Here is a 16,728-nt window from a genome sequence, read left to right on the forward strand (position 1 = left end):
CGAAGTATCGAAGTCATCAAAGTATTCGAAGAATGAAGGGAGATGTTATGAAGTTGCTCAAGTGCTTGTTGGCGCTGGCCTGTGCCGGCGCGTCGCTCGCAACATCGTCGGCCGCAAGCGCCGCCGATACCGCGACGCTGCGTTTCGGCCTCGAAGCGCAGTACCCGCCGTTCGAGTCGAAAGGACCGAACGGCGAACTGCAAGGGCTCGATATCGACGTGGGCAACGCGGTCTGCGCGGCCGCGCACATGACGTGCAAGTGGGTCGAAACCTCGTTCGACGGCCTGATTCCGGCGCTGCAAGGCCGCAAGTTCGACGCGATCAACTCGGCGATGAACGCGACCGAGCAGCGCCGCCAGGCGATCGATTTCACGACCGTCGTCTATCGCGTGCCGTCGCAGCTGATCGCGCGCAGCGACAGCGGTTTGCAGCCGACGCCTGAGTCGCTGAAGGGCAAGCGCATCGGCGTACTGCAAGGCTCGATTCAGGAGACCTTCGCTAAGGTGCATTGGGAACCGGCCGGCGTGATCGTGCTGCCCTATCAGGATCAGAACCAGGTCTATGCCGATCTGACGGCTGGCCGTCTCGACGGCACGCTCGTGCTCGCACCGGCAGGACAAACGGGCTTTCTGTCGAAGCCCGAAGGTAAGGGCTACGCGTTCGTCGGTCAGCCTGTGCGTGACGACAAGATTCTCGGCAGCGGCATCGCATACGGCATTCGCAAGGGTGATACAGCGCTGCGCGATCAGTTGAACGCCGCGATCGCGAAGGTGCAAGCCGACGGCACGGTGAAGACGCTCGCCGCGAAATATCTCGGCAATATCGACATCAGCGCAAAGTAATCGCGTCGCGTTCGGTCGGCGGCGCGGTTTGCGAGCGGCGCCGCGCGTTCGCTTGTTGGCCATGCGTTTGACGGCTACGATACGTAGGCTTCGCGAAGTCGGAGACAACGGCGAAGTCGGCGGATCAACCGGAGAGCGCGCATGAGCGAGACGATCGAAGCGGCACGCGCTGCGAACACCGCACGCGCAAAAGGCGCAGACGCGCCGCGCTTCTGGCGCAGCGCGGCGCTGCCGTTCATCGAGGCGCGTTCCATCGACGATGGCTGCAAGGTCTGCTACGCCAAACATTCGCACGAAACGTTTTCGATCGGCGCGGTGACGGGAGGCCGCAGCGTGTACCTGAACCGCCACGCGCGGGAATGGGTCGGCGCGGGCGCCGTCGTGATGATGAACCCCGACGTTGTGCACGCGTGCAACCCGGTTGCCGGCGAGCGGTGGTCGTATCGGATGCTGCACGTCCACGTTGCGTGGTTCACGAAACTGCAGCACGAGCTGGGCTTCAACGAGAACCATGCGTTCCGCGCGTTTTCGCAGATCATGACGCTCGACGCCGTGCTGTTCGACGGCCTGAACCGGCTGTGCGCGATTCTCGCCAGTAACGACGACGACAACGACACGCTGCGCAAGGAAAGCGCGGCCATCACCTTCTTCTCCAGCGTGCAGCAAACGCTCAATCCGGCGAGCCTGCCCGAGCGTGCCGTGAGCGGCCAACTCGCGCGCGCCGCGGAGTACATCGCCGAAAACTGCACGCGCGCGCTGAAACTCGACGATGTGTGCGAAGCCGCCGGGCTGTCCGCGTCGCACCTGATACGCGCGTTCAAACTGCGCTACGGCATGACGCCCCACGCGTATCTGATCAACCGACGCATCCAGTACAGTCGCGCGCAACTGCGGCGCGGTGCACTGATCGCCGATGTCGCGCTCGATGCCGGCTTCGCCGATCAGGCGCATTTGCAGCGCACCTTCAAGCGGCTGGTGGCGGCGACGCCGGGCCAATATCGCAGCGGAGCGTGACGCGGCATGAACCCGCGTCACGAAGCAGTCGCGGCTCGCGTCACTCCACGAGCAGATACATCGCACTGAGCGCGAGCAGCGCCGCCATCACGCGATTGAACGCCCGGACCCGCTTCGCTTCACGCAGATGCCTGCGCAAAAACGTGCCGGCATACGCCCAGCTCGCGATCGATAGATAGCAGATCACGAAGTACAGCGCCGTGAATTGCCAGACGAGCCCGCCGTCGCCGCCTGCCGCATACGCGCCCATGCCGGCCAGCGACGCGAGCCACGCCTTCGGATTGAGCCATTGCATGGCCGCGCCGTGCGCGAACGACGGCCCGCGCGCCGGTTTGTCCGCGCCGAGCTGGCCGTCATCGATGGTGAGCTTGTAGGCCATGTAGAGCAGAAAGCCCACGCCCGCCCATTTGACGATCTCGATCAGATTGGGAAAGCGCGCGAGCAATTCGTGCAGGCCGAGGCCGATCAACAGAAGCAGCAACGTGAAGCCGACCGTCGCGCCAGTGACGTGCCGCAGACTCGCGGCGAGCCCGTGCTGCGCGCCGGCGCTCAGCGCGACGACGTTGACCGGGCCGGGAGAAATGGAACTGGCGAGCGCGAACGCGGCCATCGAGAGTAATGCGGTCATCGGATGCCTCGGAACGTGAGTGTGCGAAAGGATTGCGACGCTAAACGGTAACGAGACGGCGAGGGTATGTATTGAAGGAAATTGCCCAGTCGAAAAGCTGGTAAATCCGCATGCGGCTTCAACGGATCACAAAAACATAATGCGACGACGCGATAACTCGATAACAAACGCGCGTTTGAATTTAAAAATAAATACGCGCAAACGTTACCGAGGAAAAACAATTTTTGAATTATCAGGTAAATTCTACTAATCGAAACCTATGATATGCCCCTATGCAGCGGGCGATTATTCGGCCCGATAAACAGTCCGAAGCCTCGAAAAACCAGCGATACAGGGCTTAACGACTTTCGCGCAAAAAAGCGATGGATTCGGCGCGCGGTGAATGCTTTGCATCAGTATCGATAGCCCGGTCCGTTTCTGCTGGAGACGCGCAGTGAAAGGGAGTGCATCTGGGTCTCCATGTGAGCAGGCAGAAAACTGCGGACGAAACGAACGAGCTGTGTCTCGCGTTATTCGGCGGCTGGTAGGAGCGCAAATGCGTGATTCCACTTGCGTATGGATTCGCTATCTGCTGGGTGCTCTGTCCCAACAAACCGGAAGCGTAGTGAGCACTTCGACAAACTGAGTCCCGCCGTTGGAAACGCAGAGCACATGGTCCACAAAAGAAAGGCCCGGTTTCACGTCCTGATCGCACGGGCGCGCAGATGGCGGATGCCACGCGAGGGCGTCATCTACGCGGGATGCGGCGTGGTGCTCGCAATGCTCGCGCTGTGTGGCTACGCGCTGTATCAGAGCCGCGAGGATGCGATTGCGCGCGCACTCGATTCGACGCGCGATGTCGCGACGATCACCGAGCGCGACATCGCGCGCAATTTCGAGCTGTACGCGCTGTCGCTGCAGGCCGTCGCCGATGGCCTCGGGCGTCCGGGCGTGCTCGATTCGCCGCGTTTGCGGCGCGAGATCCTGTTCGATCGCGCGGCGACCGGGCAATACGTCGGCGCGATGGTGGTGATCGACGCACTGGGCAACGTCGTGATCGATTCGGATAGCGACGTGCCGCGCGGGGGAAACCTCTCGGACCGTCCGTACTTCAGGATTCGTCGTGAAGATCCGGATCTCGGGCTCGATGTCAGCGCGCCGTACATCTCCAGACTCAGACCCGGTTCGCGCAGCATCGCGCTGAGCCGGCGACTGTCCCGCCCTGACGGATCGTTTGCGGGAATCGTCGCGCTCGGTATCGATCAGGAGTATTTCACGAGCCTGTTCGCGGATCTGCGGATCGGGCAGCATGGCTCGGTGTCGATCGTCAGAACGGACGGCACGATCATCGTGCGACGGCCCGACGATCGACACGTGACGGGCAGCGACATCAGCAAGACGGCGTTCTTCCAGCACCTGCTCGCGAAAGACGAGGGCAGCTTTATCGCGTCTTCGCCGCTCGACGGCGCCGAGCGGCTTTACTCGCTCAGACGGATTCCGCGATTGCCGCTGATCGTGCTGGTCGCCGAGGCGACCGACGATATCTATGCGGGCTGGTGGGGGCGCGCGCTGACGATCGGTTCGCTGATGCTGATCTTCGGGATCGGCGTGATCGTGTTGGCGGCGTGGCTCGGCGCCGAGCTGCGGCGTCGACAGCGGGTGGAGCACGAGCTCGAACGGCTCGCCGGCACGGACGGACTCACCGGCCTGCCCAATCGCCGCGCGCTGTGTGAAACGCTCGAGCGCGAATGGCTGCGCGCGCGCCGCACGGGCAGCGTGTTATCGCTGCTGTTCGTCGATATCGATCACTTCAAAGCCTATAACGATACGTATGGTCATCAGGCCGGCGACGTCGCGCTGACCGCGGTCGCGCGCTGCATCCGCAGGGTGATCCAGCGACCGGGCGATTGCGTCGGTCGATACGGCGGCGAGGAGTTCGTCGTGGTGCTGCCGGATACCGACGCCGCCGGTGCCGGGGTGGTCGGCGAGAACATCCGCGTGGCGATCGGCGAGTTGGGCATCGCGCACCAGGGCTGCGAGTTCGGTCGCGTGACGGTCAGCATCGGCGCGACCACGTCGCGGTCGGATCGGGTGACGGATGTCAGCGTCGTCGTTCGGGCTGCCGATGAGGCGTTGTATACGGCGAAGGCCGGTGGCAGGAATAGGGTCGCGCAGATGGGAGTTGGGTGACCGGTCGCTCCTTATTTTTCTGCACCGGAAATGAAGAAGGGTTGCGACGCTTTCGCGTGCAACCCGGTCATCTCGGTTTACCTGCAGGCACTCCTGCTGACCGGCGCGAGGCGTGAGGAACTGGCTGCGCTCAGATGGGCCGACGTGGATTTCCAGTGGCGCAGCCTGGCCATTGCTGACAAGGTCGAGGCCGGAGGCCGTGTCATCCCGCTCACGCCGTATCTGCATTCCTTGCTGCTCGATCTGAAGCGCATCAACGACACGCCGCCCCCTGTGAGGCTTGAGCGCCAAGGCGAGACTTGGGCGCCGCCGCCATGGGTCTTCGCCAGCAGGACGTCCGCCGATGGCAAGATTGCCGAGCCGCGTATTGCGCACACACAGGCTCTGGAAGCCGCTGGCCTGCCGCACGTCAGCCTTCACGGGCTGCGTCGCAGTTTCGGGACGCTGAGTGAATGGGTGGAGTGCCCAGTCGGCGTTGTTGCTCAGATTCAGGGCCACAAGCCGAGCGCGATTGCCGAAAAGCATTACCGCCGCCGTCCGCTGGATCTGCTTCGCATGTGGCACGACAAGATCGAGGCGTGGGTACTGGGGCAGGCCGGGGTTCAGTCCCGCGTCGACGATGTGGCTGTCGGTCTGCGTCTCGTGCTGTAAATATGCTGAGCGTAGTGGGCAGGGTATTGGGAAGATTCGGCCCGTAGCGGTAGCGGCCCCGTTTGGCATGGCCGAGTACCGACTTGACGGGAAGAAACTATACCTAAACGTCACTCTCATTATCAAGGTGAAGCTCGCCACAATCGATGAAATGCGACCTGGCTCGCTCACGCGCCAGTACAAGGACCCCGAGAACAAGAAAGGGCCTACTACCAGCTCAGCTACACGCGTGCGATGAGAAGTCGAACGGAATACGTTGCCGGTGGTGACGTACGCGACATTCGTCGCCAGATAGAGAACTACAAGCGCTTCAAGGAACCGACGACCGAGTGGGTCGACCTGGGCATCGAACACAGCCGCCTGAAAATCAAGCTCGCGCGCCAGGACGATGCGCCCAAGTGATATGCTTTCGCCATGTTCAAACGACTCCAACAGCGCTGGCTGGATCGCTTCCGGGTCGATGACTCAATCGGCTGGTCCGACATACCCGAAGATCCTCTGTCCGATCAAGTTATGGACATGGTGTGGGATATGTTGGACAAGGCGACGCTAAATGCGAGAAAGCGAAATATCATCTGGCCGGACGGGCAAAAGCTGTCGATCAACCTGTCCGTCAAATGAATCCACGAGCAGCACCCCGCATTTCCAAAGGACCTGATCGAAAGCAATGTGATCGACTGGCTCGTGCAAGTCATACCGCCAGATATCTACACCGAGCAACAGATAGACGAACTGAATAGACTCAAGCAAATGTGGATAGACACCTACGAACGGTAGGTTCAAGCCGAGAAATTTGGGCGAAAACTCGACTCTCTTGAGAATCCTTGGTAGGGCGTTGATAATCGCTCGCTTACCCATTATCCGGCCATTGTCATGCGTTCTTCCGCCACCGGTCGCCTGGCGAATTACCTTCGGCTATATTATCTTTCAATGAATCCCTCGATCCAATAGGAACGAGTGCATGGAGAGTCGACAGTGGCGACGCACGACTGTCGGGCTACGAGTGGGAAGTCGAAGGCTCACGGAGCGCTCGCGGCAATCCGATGAGCGGCAACCGGACGGTTCGAAAATGCCAACGCTAAGTCATCTTCTCTCGCCAGCGCATTGGCGGTCTCATTTCACCGCTGAGTTCATAGGACGCTATCCGTCCTGGTCGGCTGCTCTCGCAGCGGCCGACGGATACGATGACCAGCGCATACTCGAAACGGTGCACGCGTCAGCCTTGAAGGTCAAACGAGGTGAGGCCACCTTTGAACGAGATTCGGTCTGCTTCCAGAAGGAAGAATTCCGTTGGCCGTTGCTCAGTGTCCTGCTCCACGCCGCAATAATGAATCGGGATAGCTTGCATGTTGCCGACTTCGGGGGATCACTAGGCAGTTTTTATTTTCAACACCGGAAGTTTCTGCATCAGATCCAAAGCCTGCAATGGTCGGTTATCGAGCAAAGCGACTACGTCAGAGTCGGGCGCCAGGATTTCGAGGATGAGACCCTGAAGTTCTTTCCAACGCTCGCAGACACAGCGACGAGAAGCGCCATCGACGTTACGCTGTTCTCCGGATCACTGCAGTATCTCGATGACCCATTCGATCAGATCATGCAGGCGGCCGCCTTGGCGGACTGCATCATGATCGACCGCACTCCGTTCATCGACGAGAGCCAGGACCGTATCGCCGTCCAGCGCGCTCGCGCTTCGATTTACAAGGCGTCTTATCCTCACCGCTTTTTCGCGAAGGAGAAGTTCGATCGTTTCATGACGAACCTCGGTTACGCCTCCTTTTGCGAATGGAATGGCTTTGATCGCGCAGACAACACATGTCGCTATTTGGGCCGCATGTACCGAAAGACCGATCCGGCCGTGCAACGCAGACCGTAACGATGCGGAGAATGCAAAACATGCGAACGCTGAGTCATCTTCTCTCGCCGGCATTCTGGCGGTCTCGCTGGACCGCCGAGTTCATTGGCCGCTACCCGTCCTGGTCAGCCGCACTCGCGGCGGCCGACGGTTACGATGACCCGGCCATACTCCAAAAGGTGCACGCATCGGCCTTGAGGGTCAAACAGGGCGAGGCTGCGTTCGAACGTGATTCTGTCTGCTTCGAGCAGGAGGCATTCCGCTGGCCGCTGCTCGGTTGTCTGCTTCACGCTGCAATCATGAAGCCGCGCAATCTTCATGTGGTCGATTTCGGCGGGTCGCTCGGCAGCTTCTACTATCAACACAAGAAGTTTCTGCAGCGGATCGAAGTCCTGCAGTGGTCTATCGTCGAGCAGAGCAACTACGTCAAAGTGGGAAGACGGGATTTCGAGGACGACATCCTGAAGTTCTATCTCTCGCTTGGAGACGCGGCAACGAGAAGCGCCATCGACATTACCTTGTTCTCCGGGTCGCTCCAATGTGTCGAAGATCCGTTCGTCCATCTTCAGGAAGCGGCGCGTATGTCGAAATGGATCATTATCGACCGCACGCCCTTCATCGACACAGCGCAAGACCGAATCACCGTCCAACGCGCTTCCATACACAAGGCTTCCTATCCCCACCGGTTTTTCTCGATGCAAAACTTCGAGCGCCTCATGAACGAACTCGGCTATACCGCGATCTGCGAATGGGACGGCTTCGATCGCGCCCACATCGAGTCTCGCTATCTGGGCCGTGCCTACTATGCATCAGGTCGACGATGATCGACTCGATCGTTGCGCATATACGGCGAGCGGCACAGCCGCCCGCGGATCGTCATCGTGACAAGAATTTCGAGACCAGAGTGAAAGATACGGACTTCATGGCCCAGAGCGATGAAGCTCCTAGGCGGGAAAGGCATAGGCACGCGGCCCTTCTTCTGGCCGATGCACGAGCAGACGGTGTTCCAGCGCATGAGCCTATTCAAGAATGCCTACTGTCAGGTCGTCCTATGTGGACCGTTGTTGCCGGAGTACTGAACCGCCCCGGATTTGGTGGAGGCTCCAACTCTTGAGAGAATGGAGCCATGAACAAGTCGAACAAATTTTCTGCTGAAGTCCGGGAACGTGCAGTGCGCATGGTGCAAGAGCATCGGGGCGAGTATCCGTCACAGTGGGCGGCGATCGAATCCATCGCCCCCAAGATCGGCTGCACGAGCCAGACATTGCTGGGGTGGGTCAAACGAGATGAAGTCGATAGCGGCGAGCGCGAGGGCGTGAGCACGTCGGAACGCGAACGTCTTAAGGCACTGGAGCGCGAAGTCAAGGAACTGCGCCGCGCCAACGAGATTCTGAAACTGGCGAGTGCGTTTTTCGCCCAGGCGGAGCTCGACCGCCGCCTGAAGTCCTGAAGGCCTTCATCGATCAGCATCGAGACACCTTCGGGGTCGAGCCGATCTGCAAGGTCTTGCGGATTGCCCCGTCGGGCTACCGGCGCCATGCTGCGCAGCTTCGCGATCCGTCGCGCCGCTGCGCACGTGCGATACGCGATGAACGCCTGCGGCCTGAGATCCAGCGTGTCTGGCAAGCCAACATGCGTGTCTACGGAGCGGATAAAGTCTGGAAGCAGATGAACCGGGAGCGCATTGCGGTGGCTCGCTGTACGGTCGAACGGCTGATGAAGCAACTGGGTTTGCGTGGCGTAACGCGAGGCAAACGTGTTCGCACGACCATTGCCGATGCGGCGGCCGCTCGCCCGCTGGATCGGGTCAACCGGCAGTTCAGGGCGGACCGGCCAAACGAGCTCTGGGTTTCTGATTTCACCTATGTCTCGACGTGGCAGGGCTGGCTCTACGTGGCCTTCGTGATCGACGTGTTCGCCCGACGGATTGTCGGCTGGCGCGTCAGTTCGTCGATGACTACAGACTTCGTTCTGGATGCACTTGAACAGGCACTTTATGCGCGGCGCCCAGGCGGAGATGGAACGTTGATACATCACTCCGACAGAGGCTCGCAATACGTCAGCATTCGCTATAGCGAGCGACTGGCCGAAGCGGGCATCGAGCCCTCGGTTGGTAGCCGTGGCGACAGTTACGACAACGCACTGGCCGAGACAATCAACGGTTTGTACAAGGCCGAACTGATTCATCGCCGCACCTGGAAAACACGCGAGTCCGTCGAGTTGGCAACGCTGGAATGGGTGGCCTGGTTCAATCATCATCGATTGATGGAACCCATCGGCTACATCCCGCCGGCTGAAGCTGAGGCAAACTACTATCGGCAACTTGAAACATCGGTCGCCGAACCCGCATTAACTTAAACCAACCAGCCTCCACGATTCCCGGGGCGGTTCAGTACCGCGTCCGCGACCTTTCCGCGGAATCGTCGAGTGCTAACGGAACGCTCAATCGCGTCTGAGCGGACGCGCAACTAAAGGCACTGCAGCTAAATTGCACTGATGGCGTCCCGGTTTGATCCGGATTTGCCCTGTGTAGCTTGGTTTACGTATCGCGAGTTGCGTAAGGCGTGGATTTAAAAGCGCGCTGATAACGCCGTCAGTTCTTCGAAGGCGGCAGTCGACCAACGATCAGGTTGGGTGTCGTCGTGAGCCCTGCGCGGAGACACGGCCGATAAGGTGCCGCGCGCCGGTAGGCTGTGGGGTGCTCAAACCGCCGATCTCGAAACAGCAAACCCATGGTTTTCCTGATTGTTGGTGCCCGGACGATAGAGACTGCGCGGTTGGTTGCTCAGCGCGAAAGCGGCGATCGGAAAGAGACAGTGAAAGTTCGCAAAATGCCGAGCATGGGCTGACCGCGGTTGTTATATTGAAGAACAGTTCGTCCCCGTGGAGGGACGCCGCGGCATTGAGCATCTATGGCGACATGGGAGCGCACCCGCAGCCTCGAAAGCTGGTTACACAGCGGTTACATGGGCGTCAGAATGCAAAAAGCCCAGTCGCGATGACTGGGCTAAGTGCTTGAATTTCTTGGTGGGGCGTGAGTGACTCGAACACTCGACCTACGGATTAAGAGTCCGCTGCTCTACCAACTGAGCTAACGCCCCAATAGAAGCGAGATTATGCAGGATCTTTTCGAGATTGCCAAGCCCTTTTCGCAGTTTTATTAAAAAGATCGCATCGCCCGAACTTGAGCGTTCCCTCGACAAAGCCGCCATCCCGAAAACATCGACGCGTCCAACGCTGCCGGTATCATGTCGCGGACACCTCCCGCACGCAGCATCGCGGCTTTCGCCCGGGGATTCCCATGGATGACAAAGAGATTACCGAGCTACTCGACCGAGTTCTCGCCCCCTGGGTCCGGGCGCTCACGTTGACGCCGATCAAGGTCGACGAGGAAAGTGCCACGCTGCGTCTGCCGTTCTCTGGCGAGTGGCGACACTCGGGCGGCATGATCAGCGGCCAGGTATTCATGGCGGCCGCGGATACGGCGATGGTCGTCGCCATCACCGCCGCGCTCGGCGGCTTCAAGCCGATGAGCACGGTGTCGCTGAACATCAACTTCATGCGCGCGGTCCGCAAGGGCGATGTGCTGATCAAGGCGCGCGTGCTGCGCATGGGCCGCAATCTCGTGTTTGGCGAAGTCGAACTGTTCGACGAAGGCGGCAACATGGCGGTTCAAGCCACTACGACTTACGCGCTGCTCGAGTGAATGCGCGTCGGACCCGAGGGGGCCGCCAACACAATCTGCGCGCAGCAAGAGCAAAGGAAAGCAAGGAAAAGCAGCATGTTCGATCAGGTCGTATTCGCCGGCGGCGGCAACCGCTGCTGGTGGCAGGCGGGTTTCTGGGACGTCGTGCAGCCACAGCTCGACATCCGTCCGCGCGTGATCACCGGCATTTCGGCCGGCGCCGCGACCGCGTGCATGATTTACACGCGCGGCGACTCCGACTGGGTTATGCGCTATTACGAAGACGCACTGCGCCATAACACGCGCAACGCCTACTGGGGCAATCTGCTGCGCGGCGAGTCGGTGTTCCCGCATTACCGGATCTACCGTCAAGCGCTGCTCGATATCTATGGCGACAAGTTTTCCAGGCTCGCGCAGGCGCCGGAAATCCGCATCGGCGTGTCGCATCTGCCGCGCTGGCTCGGCGCGAGAAGTGCGGTCGCGGCAGGGCTGGTCGCGTACAACATCGAAAAATACGTACGCAAGACGCTGCATCCGACGCTCGGTCGGACGCTTGGCTTTCATCCGGAATTCGTGCGCGCGCAGGATTGCGCGAGCGTCGACGAGTTGGCCGACCTGATCCTGCAATCGTCGAGTACACCGCCGTTCACGCCGGTTCTGCGGCGCAACGGCCGGCCGGTGCTGGACGGCGGCATGGTCGACAACGTGCCGGTCGGCGCGCTAGATGCCGACGCGCCGGGCAACGTGCTCGTGATGGTCACGCGTCTTTATCCGCGGCCGCAGATGTTCGTCGTGCCACACGGCGTCCAGCAGCGGCTTTACGTGCAACCGTCGCGCAAGGTGCCGATTTCGAGTTGGGATTACACGAGTCCGTCGCAGATGGTGCACGCCTATAACCTTGGCCGTGCCGACGGTGAGGTCTTCCTTGAACGCATCCCTGCATTGATGGAGGCGGGAGCGCACGAAGCGCGATGAGCGACGCGGCGGGGCGGGCGGGCACACATCTGATCCGCCGGCCGCCTCGCCCGCCAATCACCGCCGACGCCCGCCCTGCAACGCCTCCGGATTCGCGACACTGGCGGTATCGCCGGCATCGAACGCGAGGATGTTGTTGAACGCCGCCGAAAAATACAGCTCGTAGCTCTCGCGCTCGACGTAGCCGATGTGCGGCGTGCAGATCACGTTCTCCATGCGCAGCAGGCTGTAGCCTTGCAGGATCGGCTCGCTTTCGTAGACGTCGATCGCGACCATCCCCGGACGGTTGTGTGACAGCGCGTTCACCAGCGCACTCTCTTCGAGCAGCTCGGCGCGGCTCGTGTTCACGAGCAGCGCGGTCGGTTTCATGCGCATCAAATCGTCCTGCTTGACGATGCCACGCGTGTCGTCGTGCAGACGAAGATGCAGGGACAGCACATCGCTGGTCTCGAACAGGTCCTCACGACTCGCCGCGACGCCATAGCCATCGGCTCGAGCGGCTTCGCGCGAGTGCTCGCGGCCCCAGATCAGCACGTTCATGCCGAACGCCTTGCCGTAGCCAGCGAGCAGTCGGCCGATCTTGCCGTAGCCCCAGACCCCTAGCGTCTGTCCGCGCAGCACTTGCCCCAAACCGAAGTTCGGCGGCAGCGCCGACGTCTTCAGCCCCGACTGCTGCCAGGCGCCCTGTTTAAGGTTTGCCACGTATTGCGGAATACGCCGTTGGGCGGCCATGATGAGTGCCCACGTCAGCTCGGCCGGCGCGACCGGCGAACCGCTGCCCTCGAGCACGGCAATGCCGCGCTCGGTACAGGCCGCCAGATCGATGTGGCTCGACACTTTGCCAGTCTGACTGATCATGCGCAAACGCGGCAGCTTGTCGAGTAGTTGCGACGTGATGCGGGTACGTTCGCGAATCAGAACGAGGGCGTCGACTTCCGCAAGACGGCTCGCAAGTTGTCCGAGACCGCGCACGGTATTGTTGAATACTTTGACTTCCTGGTCGGCCAGCAATTGAAAGCAGTCGAGCTTGCGAACGGCGTCCTGGTAATCGTCGAGGATGGCAATCTTCATGGTATGTAATTTGCGGCGCACCTCGTTGGTGCGAACGGAATGTTATGCTGACTGTCCCATCATGTGACTTAGGGCACACGTTGGTCTGGCTAGATGTCCTACCGTAGAAGCTGTCGCACACAAACGAACGGCAACGCTACGTGAGGGCGGATTGAGAACGTTTTTAGCAGTTTGTTGCGTGTTGAGGCAAGCCGCTTTACACAAGGTTGCAGAAGCCTTGCAGGAAGCGCGCCTCCGCCTGGCAAGCTGTGTGGCCCAGGACGATCTGCGCAATCATGCGCCGCCAGTGGAAAATTGACACGTCGGCGCGATGAATTCAATGCCTCTCGCATGCAGCGTCCCCGGGCTTGTATCGTTTTTCTATTGCTTCAAACGGAGACAAGTCGATGAATCATCCCTCGTTCGAAGGGCAGCCCACTATCGAGGCGCCCACATGGGTCAAACACCGCAAGCTGATCGACTGGGTCCAGCGCATCGCCGCGCTGACCAAGCCTGAAAAAGTGATCTGGTGCGACGGCTCGCAGGAAGAATATGACCGCCTGTGCGCGCAGATGGTCGAAGCCGGAACGCTAAAGAAACTCAACTCCGCCAAGCGTCCCAATTCCTATCTCGCCTGGTCCGATCCGTCCGACGTCGCGCGCGTCGAGGATCGCACCTTCATCTGCTCGCAGCGCGCCGAGGACGCCGGCCCCACCAACAACTGGATCGCCCCGGCCGAAATGCGCTCGACGCTCGACGGCCTGTTCGATGGCGCGATGCGCGGCCGCGCGATGTACGTGGTGCCGTTCTCGATGGGCCCGCTCGGCTCGCCGATCGCGCATATCGGCGTCGAGTTGAGCGACAGCCCGTATGTTGCGACCAATATGCGCATCATGACGCGCATGGGCCGCAAGGTGTATGACGTGCTCGGCGAGGACGGCGAGTTCGTGCCGTGCGTGCATTCGGTCGGCGCGCCGCTCGCGGCGGGCGAGCAGGACGTGTCGTGGCCTTGCAACAAGACCAAGTACATCGTGCATTTCCCCGAATCGCGCGAAATCTGGAGCTTTGGTTCGGGCTATGGCGGCAATGCGCTGCTCGGCAAGAAGTGCTTCGCGCTGCGCATCGCATCGACAATGGGCCGCGACGAGGGCTGGCTCGCCGAACACATGCTGATTCTCGGCGTCACCTCGCCGGACGGGCGCAAGCATCACGTGGCGGCGGCGTTTCCGTCGGCGTGCGGCAAGACCAACTTTGCGATGCTGATCCCGCCTGCGGGCCTGAACGGCTGGAAAATCTCGACGATCGGCGACGACATCGCGTGGATCAAACCGGGCAAGGACGGCCGCCTGTACGCGATCAATCCGGAAGCCGGCTACTTCGGCGTCGCGCCCGGCACGAGCGAAAAGACCAACTACAACGCGCTCGCCACGTTGAAGGAAAACGTGATCTTCACGAATGTCGCGTTGACCGACGACGGCGACGTCTGGTGGGAAGGCATGACCGACGAGCCGCCGGCGCATCTGATCGACTGGCAGGGCAAGGACTGGACGCCAGCCGAGGCGAAGGAAACCGGCCGCAAGGCGGCGCATCCGAACGCGCGCTTCACGGCGCCGGCTTCGCAGTGCCCGTCGATCGATGCGGACTGGGAAAACCCGGCCGGTGTCGCAATCGACGCATTCATCTTCGGTGGCCGCCGCTCGACCACCGTGCCGCTCGTCACCGAAGCGCGCAACTGGGTCGAGGGCGTCTACATGGCGGCGACGATGGGCTCTGAAACCACCGCCGCGGCGGCTGGACAGCAGGGCGTGGTGCGCCGCGATCCGTTCGCGATGCTGCCGTTCTGCGGCTACAACATGAGCGATTATTTCAGCCATTGGCTGAAGACCGGCGAGCGTCTGCAGCAGTTGAGCGCGAAGCTGCCGAGAATCTTCTGCGTGAACTGGTTCCGCAAGGGCGCGGACGGCAAGTTCGTGTGGCCTGGCTTCGGCGAGAACATGCGCGTGCTGAGCTGGATGGTCGGCCGCATCGAAGGCACCGCGCAGGGCGAAGAGCATGCGTTCGGCATTTCGCCGCACTATGAGGACATCGACTGGAGCGGGCTGAACTTCAGCCGCGAGCAGTTCGAGCAGGTGATTTCCGTCGATGACGCTGCATGGCGCGACGAGCTCGTGTTGCACACGAAGCTGTTTGACACGCTGCAACACGGTCTGCCGCCGGCACTGACTGAGGCGAAGCGCGCGCTCGAGGAAAAACTCACAGCTTGATTAAGTGAGTCCTCACTCAGCATAAAAAGCCGCCGTCGGGCGGTTTTTTTCGTTGGGTGCCCGGTTTTTTCCGTCTCTTCGAATTCCGCAATGGCCGAACGACCGTTGCGTCTGTTCGAACAAAAAAGACAGAGCAAGCTGCAGCGCAGCAGATTGTTTTTGATTTGGGAATAATCGCTGGTCGGACCCCGGTTTTATCGACACAGTCGTACCAAAATTGACAATATTTCCTATTTTGCGGGCAACTTCTGCACGATTTTGCGAGTCGTAGGAGAATTCCAAGTTCGCTTCACTGGTTTTCACCAATTGTCAGGAAGCAGTAACCAGGCAGGGAGTTGTCCTATGGATCATTTGCAGTCGATGCGAGTTTTCGTCAAGGTGGCGGATCTCGGCAGTTTCGCCCGCGCCGCGAGCGCGATGGATATTTCCAACGCGGTCGCCACCCGTCACGTTGCCGACCTCGAGGGCCGTCTTGGTACGCGGCTGCTCAATCGCACGACCCGCAGCTTGTCGCTGACCGAATCCGGTCAGGTCTACCTCGAGCGCGCCCGTCAGATTCTCGACGAACTGGAAGACGTCGAACAGATGGTGGTCGCTCGCAATCACGAACCCGTCGGCACGCTACGCATCGTCGCGCCCGTCGTGTTCGGGCTGCATAATCTCGCGCCCGTGCTGCAAACGTACGCGGAGCGCTATCCGAAAGTCATTCCCGACGTCACGCTGGTCGATCGTCAGGTGGACCTCGTCGAGGAGGGCTTCGACGTCGGCGTCGTGATCGCGCGGCAAATGCGCAGCGCGAGTATCGTTACGCGGCGTCTGACCACGGGCTGCATGACCGTCTGCGCGACGCCGGCTTATCTGGAAAAACATGGCATGCCGACGCGTCCCGAACATCTGCTCGAGCACCCGTGCCTGAGCCTGCCATCCGAATACTGGGGTGATGAACGCGTGTTTACGGGGCCGGAAGGCGAAGTGCGCGTGCGGCCGTCGAACGTGATCGTCGCGAACAACACGGAGATGCTGAGACAGTTTGCGCTGCTCGGCATGGGCACCGCGATTCTGCCGAGCTATCTCATCGGTCGCGACATGACGCGCGGCCGGCTCGTGCGTTTGCTCGGCGATTACCGTTTGCCGCAGGTCGAAATCAATATTGCGTACCCAAGCCGCCGTCACCTGCCGGCCAAGGTGCGCACGTTCATCGACCATCTGGTCGAGCACTTCAACCAGACGCCGAACAGCGTGCTCGGCGAGCAGTGGATCAAGGACGGTCTGGAGCGTCCGGCGACGTCGGCCGCGTTCGAGACTGCCGAGTCGCGCGCACCGGAAGCGTTCGATGGCGCCGAGCCGCTGTCGCGGCTTCTCGATAGCGAGCTGTCGCCGGCCGTGCCGAAGCCGATGACGAAGTCGTCCAATCGCAGTCCACGCCCGACGGCGTTGTCGCCGCTGTAAATCTCTGAATGTCGAAGCCCGCAGCGTTGCGGGCCGGCATTAAAAAGGCGCAGTCACCTCAAGTGACTGCGCCTTTTTTCATGGACAGATGCGGACTACACCGCGGGCTGTGCACGGATCGCCGACTGCGGTGGCTAATGTAGCTATTC

At 60.8% G+C, this 16,728-nt stretch carries 14 protein-coding genes, 1 tRNA gene, 2 pseudogenes and 1 other annotated feature; of the genes and pseudogenes, 13 read left to right on the plus strand and 4 right to left on the minus strand.

Annotated features, from left to right (window positions below; translation table 11 throughout):
• Positions 1 to 47: 47 nt before the first annotated feature.
• Positions 48 to 842 (plus strand): ABC transporter substrate-binding protein, encoded by a 795-nt coding sequence (locus OKW41_RS40880; RefSeq protein ID WP_429575962.1) that lies wholly within the window; start codon positions 48 to 50, stop codon positions 840 to 842.
• A 141-nt stretch (positions 843 to 983) separates the two neighbouring features.
• A complete protein-coding gene (locus OKW41_RS40885; protein ID WP_429575963.1) occupies positions 984 to 1,856 on the plus strand; it encodes an AraC family transcriptional regulator in 873 nt (290 codons plus the stop codon).
• A gap of 40 nt (positions 1,857 to 1,896) precedes the next feature.
• Here the strand turns inward: OKW41_RS40885 and OKW41_RS40890 are convergent, their stop codons facing one another.
• Positions 1,897 to 2,484, minus strand: coding sequence for a LysE family translocator (locus tag OKW41_RS40890; RefSeq protein WP_184056108.1), 588 nt, complete (start codon positions 2,482 to 2,484; stop codon positions 1,897 to 1,899).
• A gap of 711 nt (positions 2,485 to 3,195) precedes the next feature.
• Between OKW41_RS40890 and OKW41_RS40895 the strand changes: the two genes are divergently transcribed.
• From OKW41_RS40895 to OKW41_RS40925, 7 genes and pseudogenes are all read left to right on the plus strand, one after another.
• Positions 3,196 to 4,653, plus strand: a complete 1,458-nt coding sequence (locus OKW41_RS40895; RefSeq protein WP_429575964.1) for a sensor domain-containing diguanylate cyclase — start codon at positions 3,196 to 3,198, stop codon at positions 4,651 to 4,653.
• Between the two features lie 60 nt (positions 4,654 to 4,713).
• Positions 4,714 to 5,304 (plus strand): annotated as a pseudogene (locus OKW41_RS40900) (tyrosine-type recombinase/integrase); the annotation flags it as partial.
• A 207-nt stretch (positions 5,305 to 5,511) separates the two neighbouring features.
• Positions 5,512 to 5,706: pseudogene (locus tag OKW41_RS40905) on the plus strand (DUF6788 family protein); the annotation flags it as partial.
• A gap of 12 nt (positions 5,707 to 5,718) precedes the next feature.
• A complete protein-coding gene (locus OKW41_RS40910; protein WP_429575965.1) occupies positions 5,719 to 5,925 on the plus strand; it encodes a hypothetical protein in 207 nt (68 codons plus the stop codon).
• Between the two features lie 448 nt (positions 5,926 to 6,373).
• Positions 6,374 to 7,177, plus strand: coding sequence for a methyltransferase, TIGR04325 family (locus OKW41_RS40915; RefSeq protein ID WP_429575966.1), 804 nt, complete (start codon positions 6,374 to 6,376; stop codon positions 7,175 to 7,177).
• 11 nt (positions 7,178 to 7,188) lie between these two features.
• Positions 7,189 to 7,980, plus strand: coding sequence for a methyltransferase, TIGR04325 family (locus tag OKW41_RS40920; protein WP_429453690.1), 792 nt, complete (start codon positions 7,189 to 7,191; stop codon positions 7,978 to 7,980).
• A gap of 302 nt (positions 7,981 to 8,282) precedes the next feature.
• Positions 8,283 to 9,514 (plus strand): IS3 family transposase gene (locus OKW41_RS40925; protein ID WP_429571231.1). Its coding sequence is split into 2 segments (ribosomal slippage): positions 8,283 to 8,571 and positions 8,571 to 9,514, totalling 1,233 coding nucleotides; the frame shifts between segments, so codons are not numbered across the junction.
• Positions 8,561 to 8,677 (plus strand) — a sequence feature (AL1L pseudoknot). It overlaps the preceding gene by 117 nt.
• Before the next feature lie 667 nt (positions 9,515 to 10,181).
• On the opposite strand, the gene OKW41_RS40930 is transcribed toward OKW41_RS40925, so the two are convergent.
• A tRNA-Lys gene (locus tag OKW41_RS40930) sits at positions 10,182 to 10,257 on the minus strand.
• Between the two features lie 200 nt (positions 10,258 to 10,457).
• Between OKW41_RS40930 and OKW41_RS40935 the strand changes: the two genes are divergently transcribed.
• Both OKW41_RS40935 and OKW41_RS40940 read left to right on the plus strand, forming a co-directional pair.
• Complete coding sequence (locus OKW41_RS40935) at positions 10,458 to 10,862, plus strand: PaaI family thioesterase (RefSeq protein WP_018418954.1); 405 nt, start codon at positions 10,458 to 10,460, stop codon at positions 10,860 to 10,862.
• A 75-nt stretch (positions 10,863 to 10,937) separates the two neighbouring features.
• Positions 10,938 to 11,816 (plus strand): patatin-like phospholipase family protein, encoded by an 879-nt coding sequence (locus OKW41_RS40940; protein WP_184025761.1) that lies wholly within the window; start codon positions 10,938 to 10,940, stop codon positions 11,814 to 11,816.
• A 57-nt stretch (positions 11,817 to 11,873) separates the two neighbouring features.
• On the opposite strand, the gene OKW41_RS40945 is transcribed toward OKW41_RS40940, so the two are convergent.
• Complete coding sequence (locus OKW41_RS40945; RefSeq protein ID WP_429453688.1) at positions 11,874 to 12,887, minus strand: D-2-hydroxyacid dehydrogenase family protein; 1,014 nt, start codon at positions 12,885 to 12,887, stop codon at positions 11,874 to 11,876.
• A gap of 386 nt (positions 12,888 to 13,273) precedes the next feature.
• Between OKW41_RS40945 and OKW41_RS40950 the strand changes: the two genes are divergently transcribed.
• Complete coding sequence (locus tag OKW41_RS40950) at positions 13,274 to 15,130, plus strand: phosphoenolpyruvate carboxykinase (GTP) (RefSeq protein ID WP_429575967.1); 1,857 nt, start codon at positions 13,274 to 13,276, stop codon at positions 15,128 to 15,130.
• Between the two features lie 12 nt (positions 15,131 to 15,142).
• Here OKW41_RS40950 and OKW41_RS40955 read toward each other — a convergent pair whose 3' ends face one another.
• A complete protein-coding gene (locus OKW41_RS40955; RefSeq protein WP_429575968.1) occupies positions 15,143 to 15,412 on the minus strand; it encodes a hypothetical protein in 270 nt (89 codons plus the stop codon).
• A gap of 60 nt (positions 15,413 to 15,472) precedes the next feature.
• Between OKW41_RS40955 and OKW41_RS40960 the strand changes: the two genes are divergently transcribed.
• Positions 15,473 to 16,579: a LysR family transcriptional regulator gene (locus tag OKW41_RS40960; RefSeq protein ID WP_090802249.1), complete on the plus strand. Its 1,107-nt coding sequence runs from the start codon at positions 15,473 to 15,475 to the stop codon at positions 16,577 to 16,579.
• Positions 16,580 to 16,728 lie beyond the last annotated feature (149 nt).

Source organism: Paraburkholderia sp. UCT70, assembly GCF_050434085.1.
GTDB lineage: Bacteria > Pseudomonadota > Gammaproteobacteria > Burkholderiales > Burkholderiaceae > Paraburkholderia > Paraburkholderia tuberum.

Coding starts and splice junctions, on each gene's coding strand:
- OKW41_RS40940 (WP_184025761.1), top strand. CDS start 10,938: ATGTTCGATCAGGTCGTATTCGCCGGCGGCGGCAACCGCTGCTGGTGG.
- OKW41_RS40885 (WP_429575963.1), top strand. CDS start 984: ATGAGCGAGACGATCGAAGCGGCACGCGCTGCGAACACCGCACGCGCA.
- OKW41_RS40915 (WP_429575966.1), top strand. CDS start 6,374: ATGCCAACGCTAAGTCATCTTCTCTCGCCAGCGCATTGGCGGTCTCAT.
- OKW41_RS40890 (WP_184056108.1), bottom strand. CDS start 2,484: ATGACCGCATTACTCTCGATGGCCGCGTTCGCGCTCGCCAGTTCCATT.
- OKW41_RS40960 (WP_090802249.1), top strand. CDS start 15,473: ATGGATCATTTGCAGTCGATGCGAGTTTTCGTCAAGGTGGCGGATCTC.
- OKW41_RS40895 (WP_429575964.1), top strand. CDS start 3,196: ATGCCACGCGAGGGCGTCATCTACGCGGGATGCGGCGTGGTGCTCGCA.
- OKW41_RS40935 (WP_018418954.1), top strand. CDS start 10,458: ATGGATGACAAAGAGATTACCGAGCTACTCGACCGAGTTCTCGCCCCC.
- OKW41_RS40945 (WP_429453688.1), bottom strand. CDS start 12,887: ATGAAGATTGCCATCCTCGACGATTACCAGGACGCCGTTCGCAAGCTC.
- OKW41_RS40880 (WP_429575962.1), top strand. CDS start 48: ATGAAGTTGCTCAAGTGCTTGTTGGCGCTGGCCTGTGCCGGCGCGTCG.
- OKW41_RS40950 (WP_429575967.1), top strand. CDS start 13,274: ATGAATCATCCCTCGTTCGAAGGGCAGCCCACTATCGAGGCGCCCACA.
- OKW41_RS40910 (WP_429575965.1), top strand. CDS start 5,719: ATGTTCAAACGACTCCAACAGCGCTGGCTGGATCGCTTCCGGGTCGAT.
- OKW41_RS40920 (WP_429453690.1), top strand. CDS start 7,189: ATGCAAAACATGCGAACGCTGAGTCATCTTCTCTCGCCGGCATTCTGG.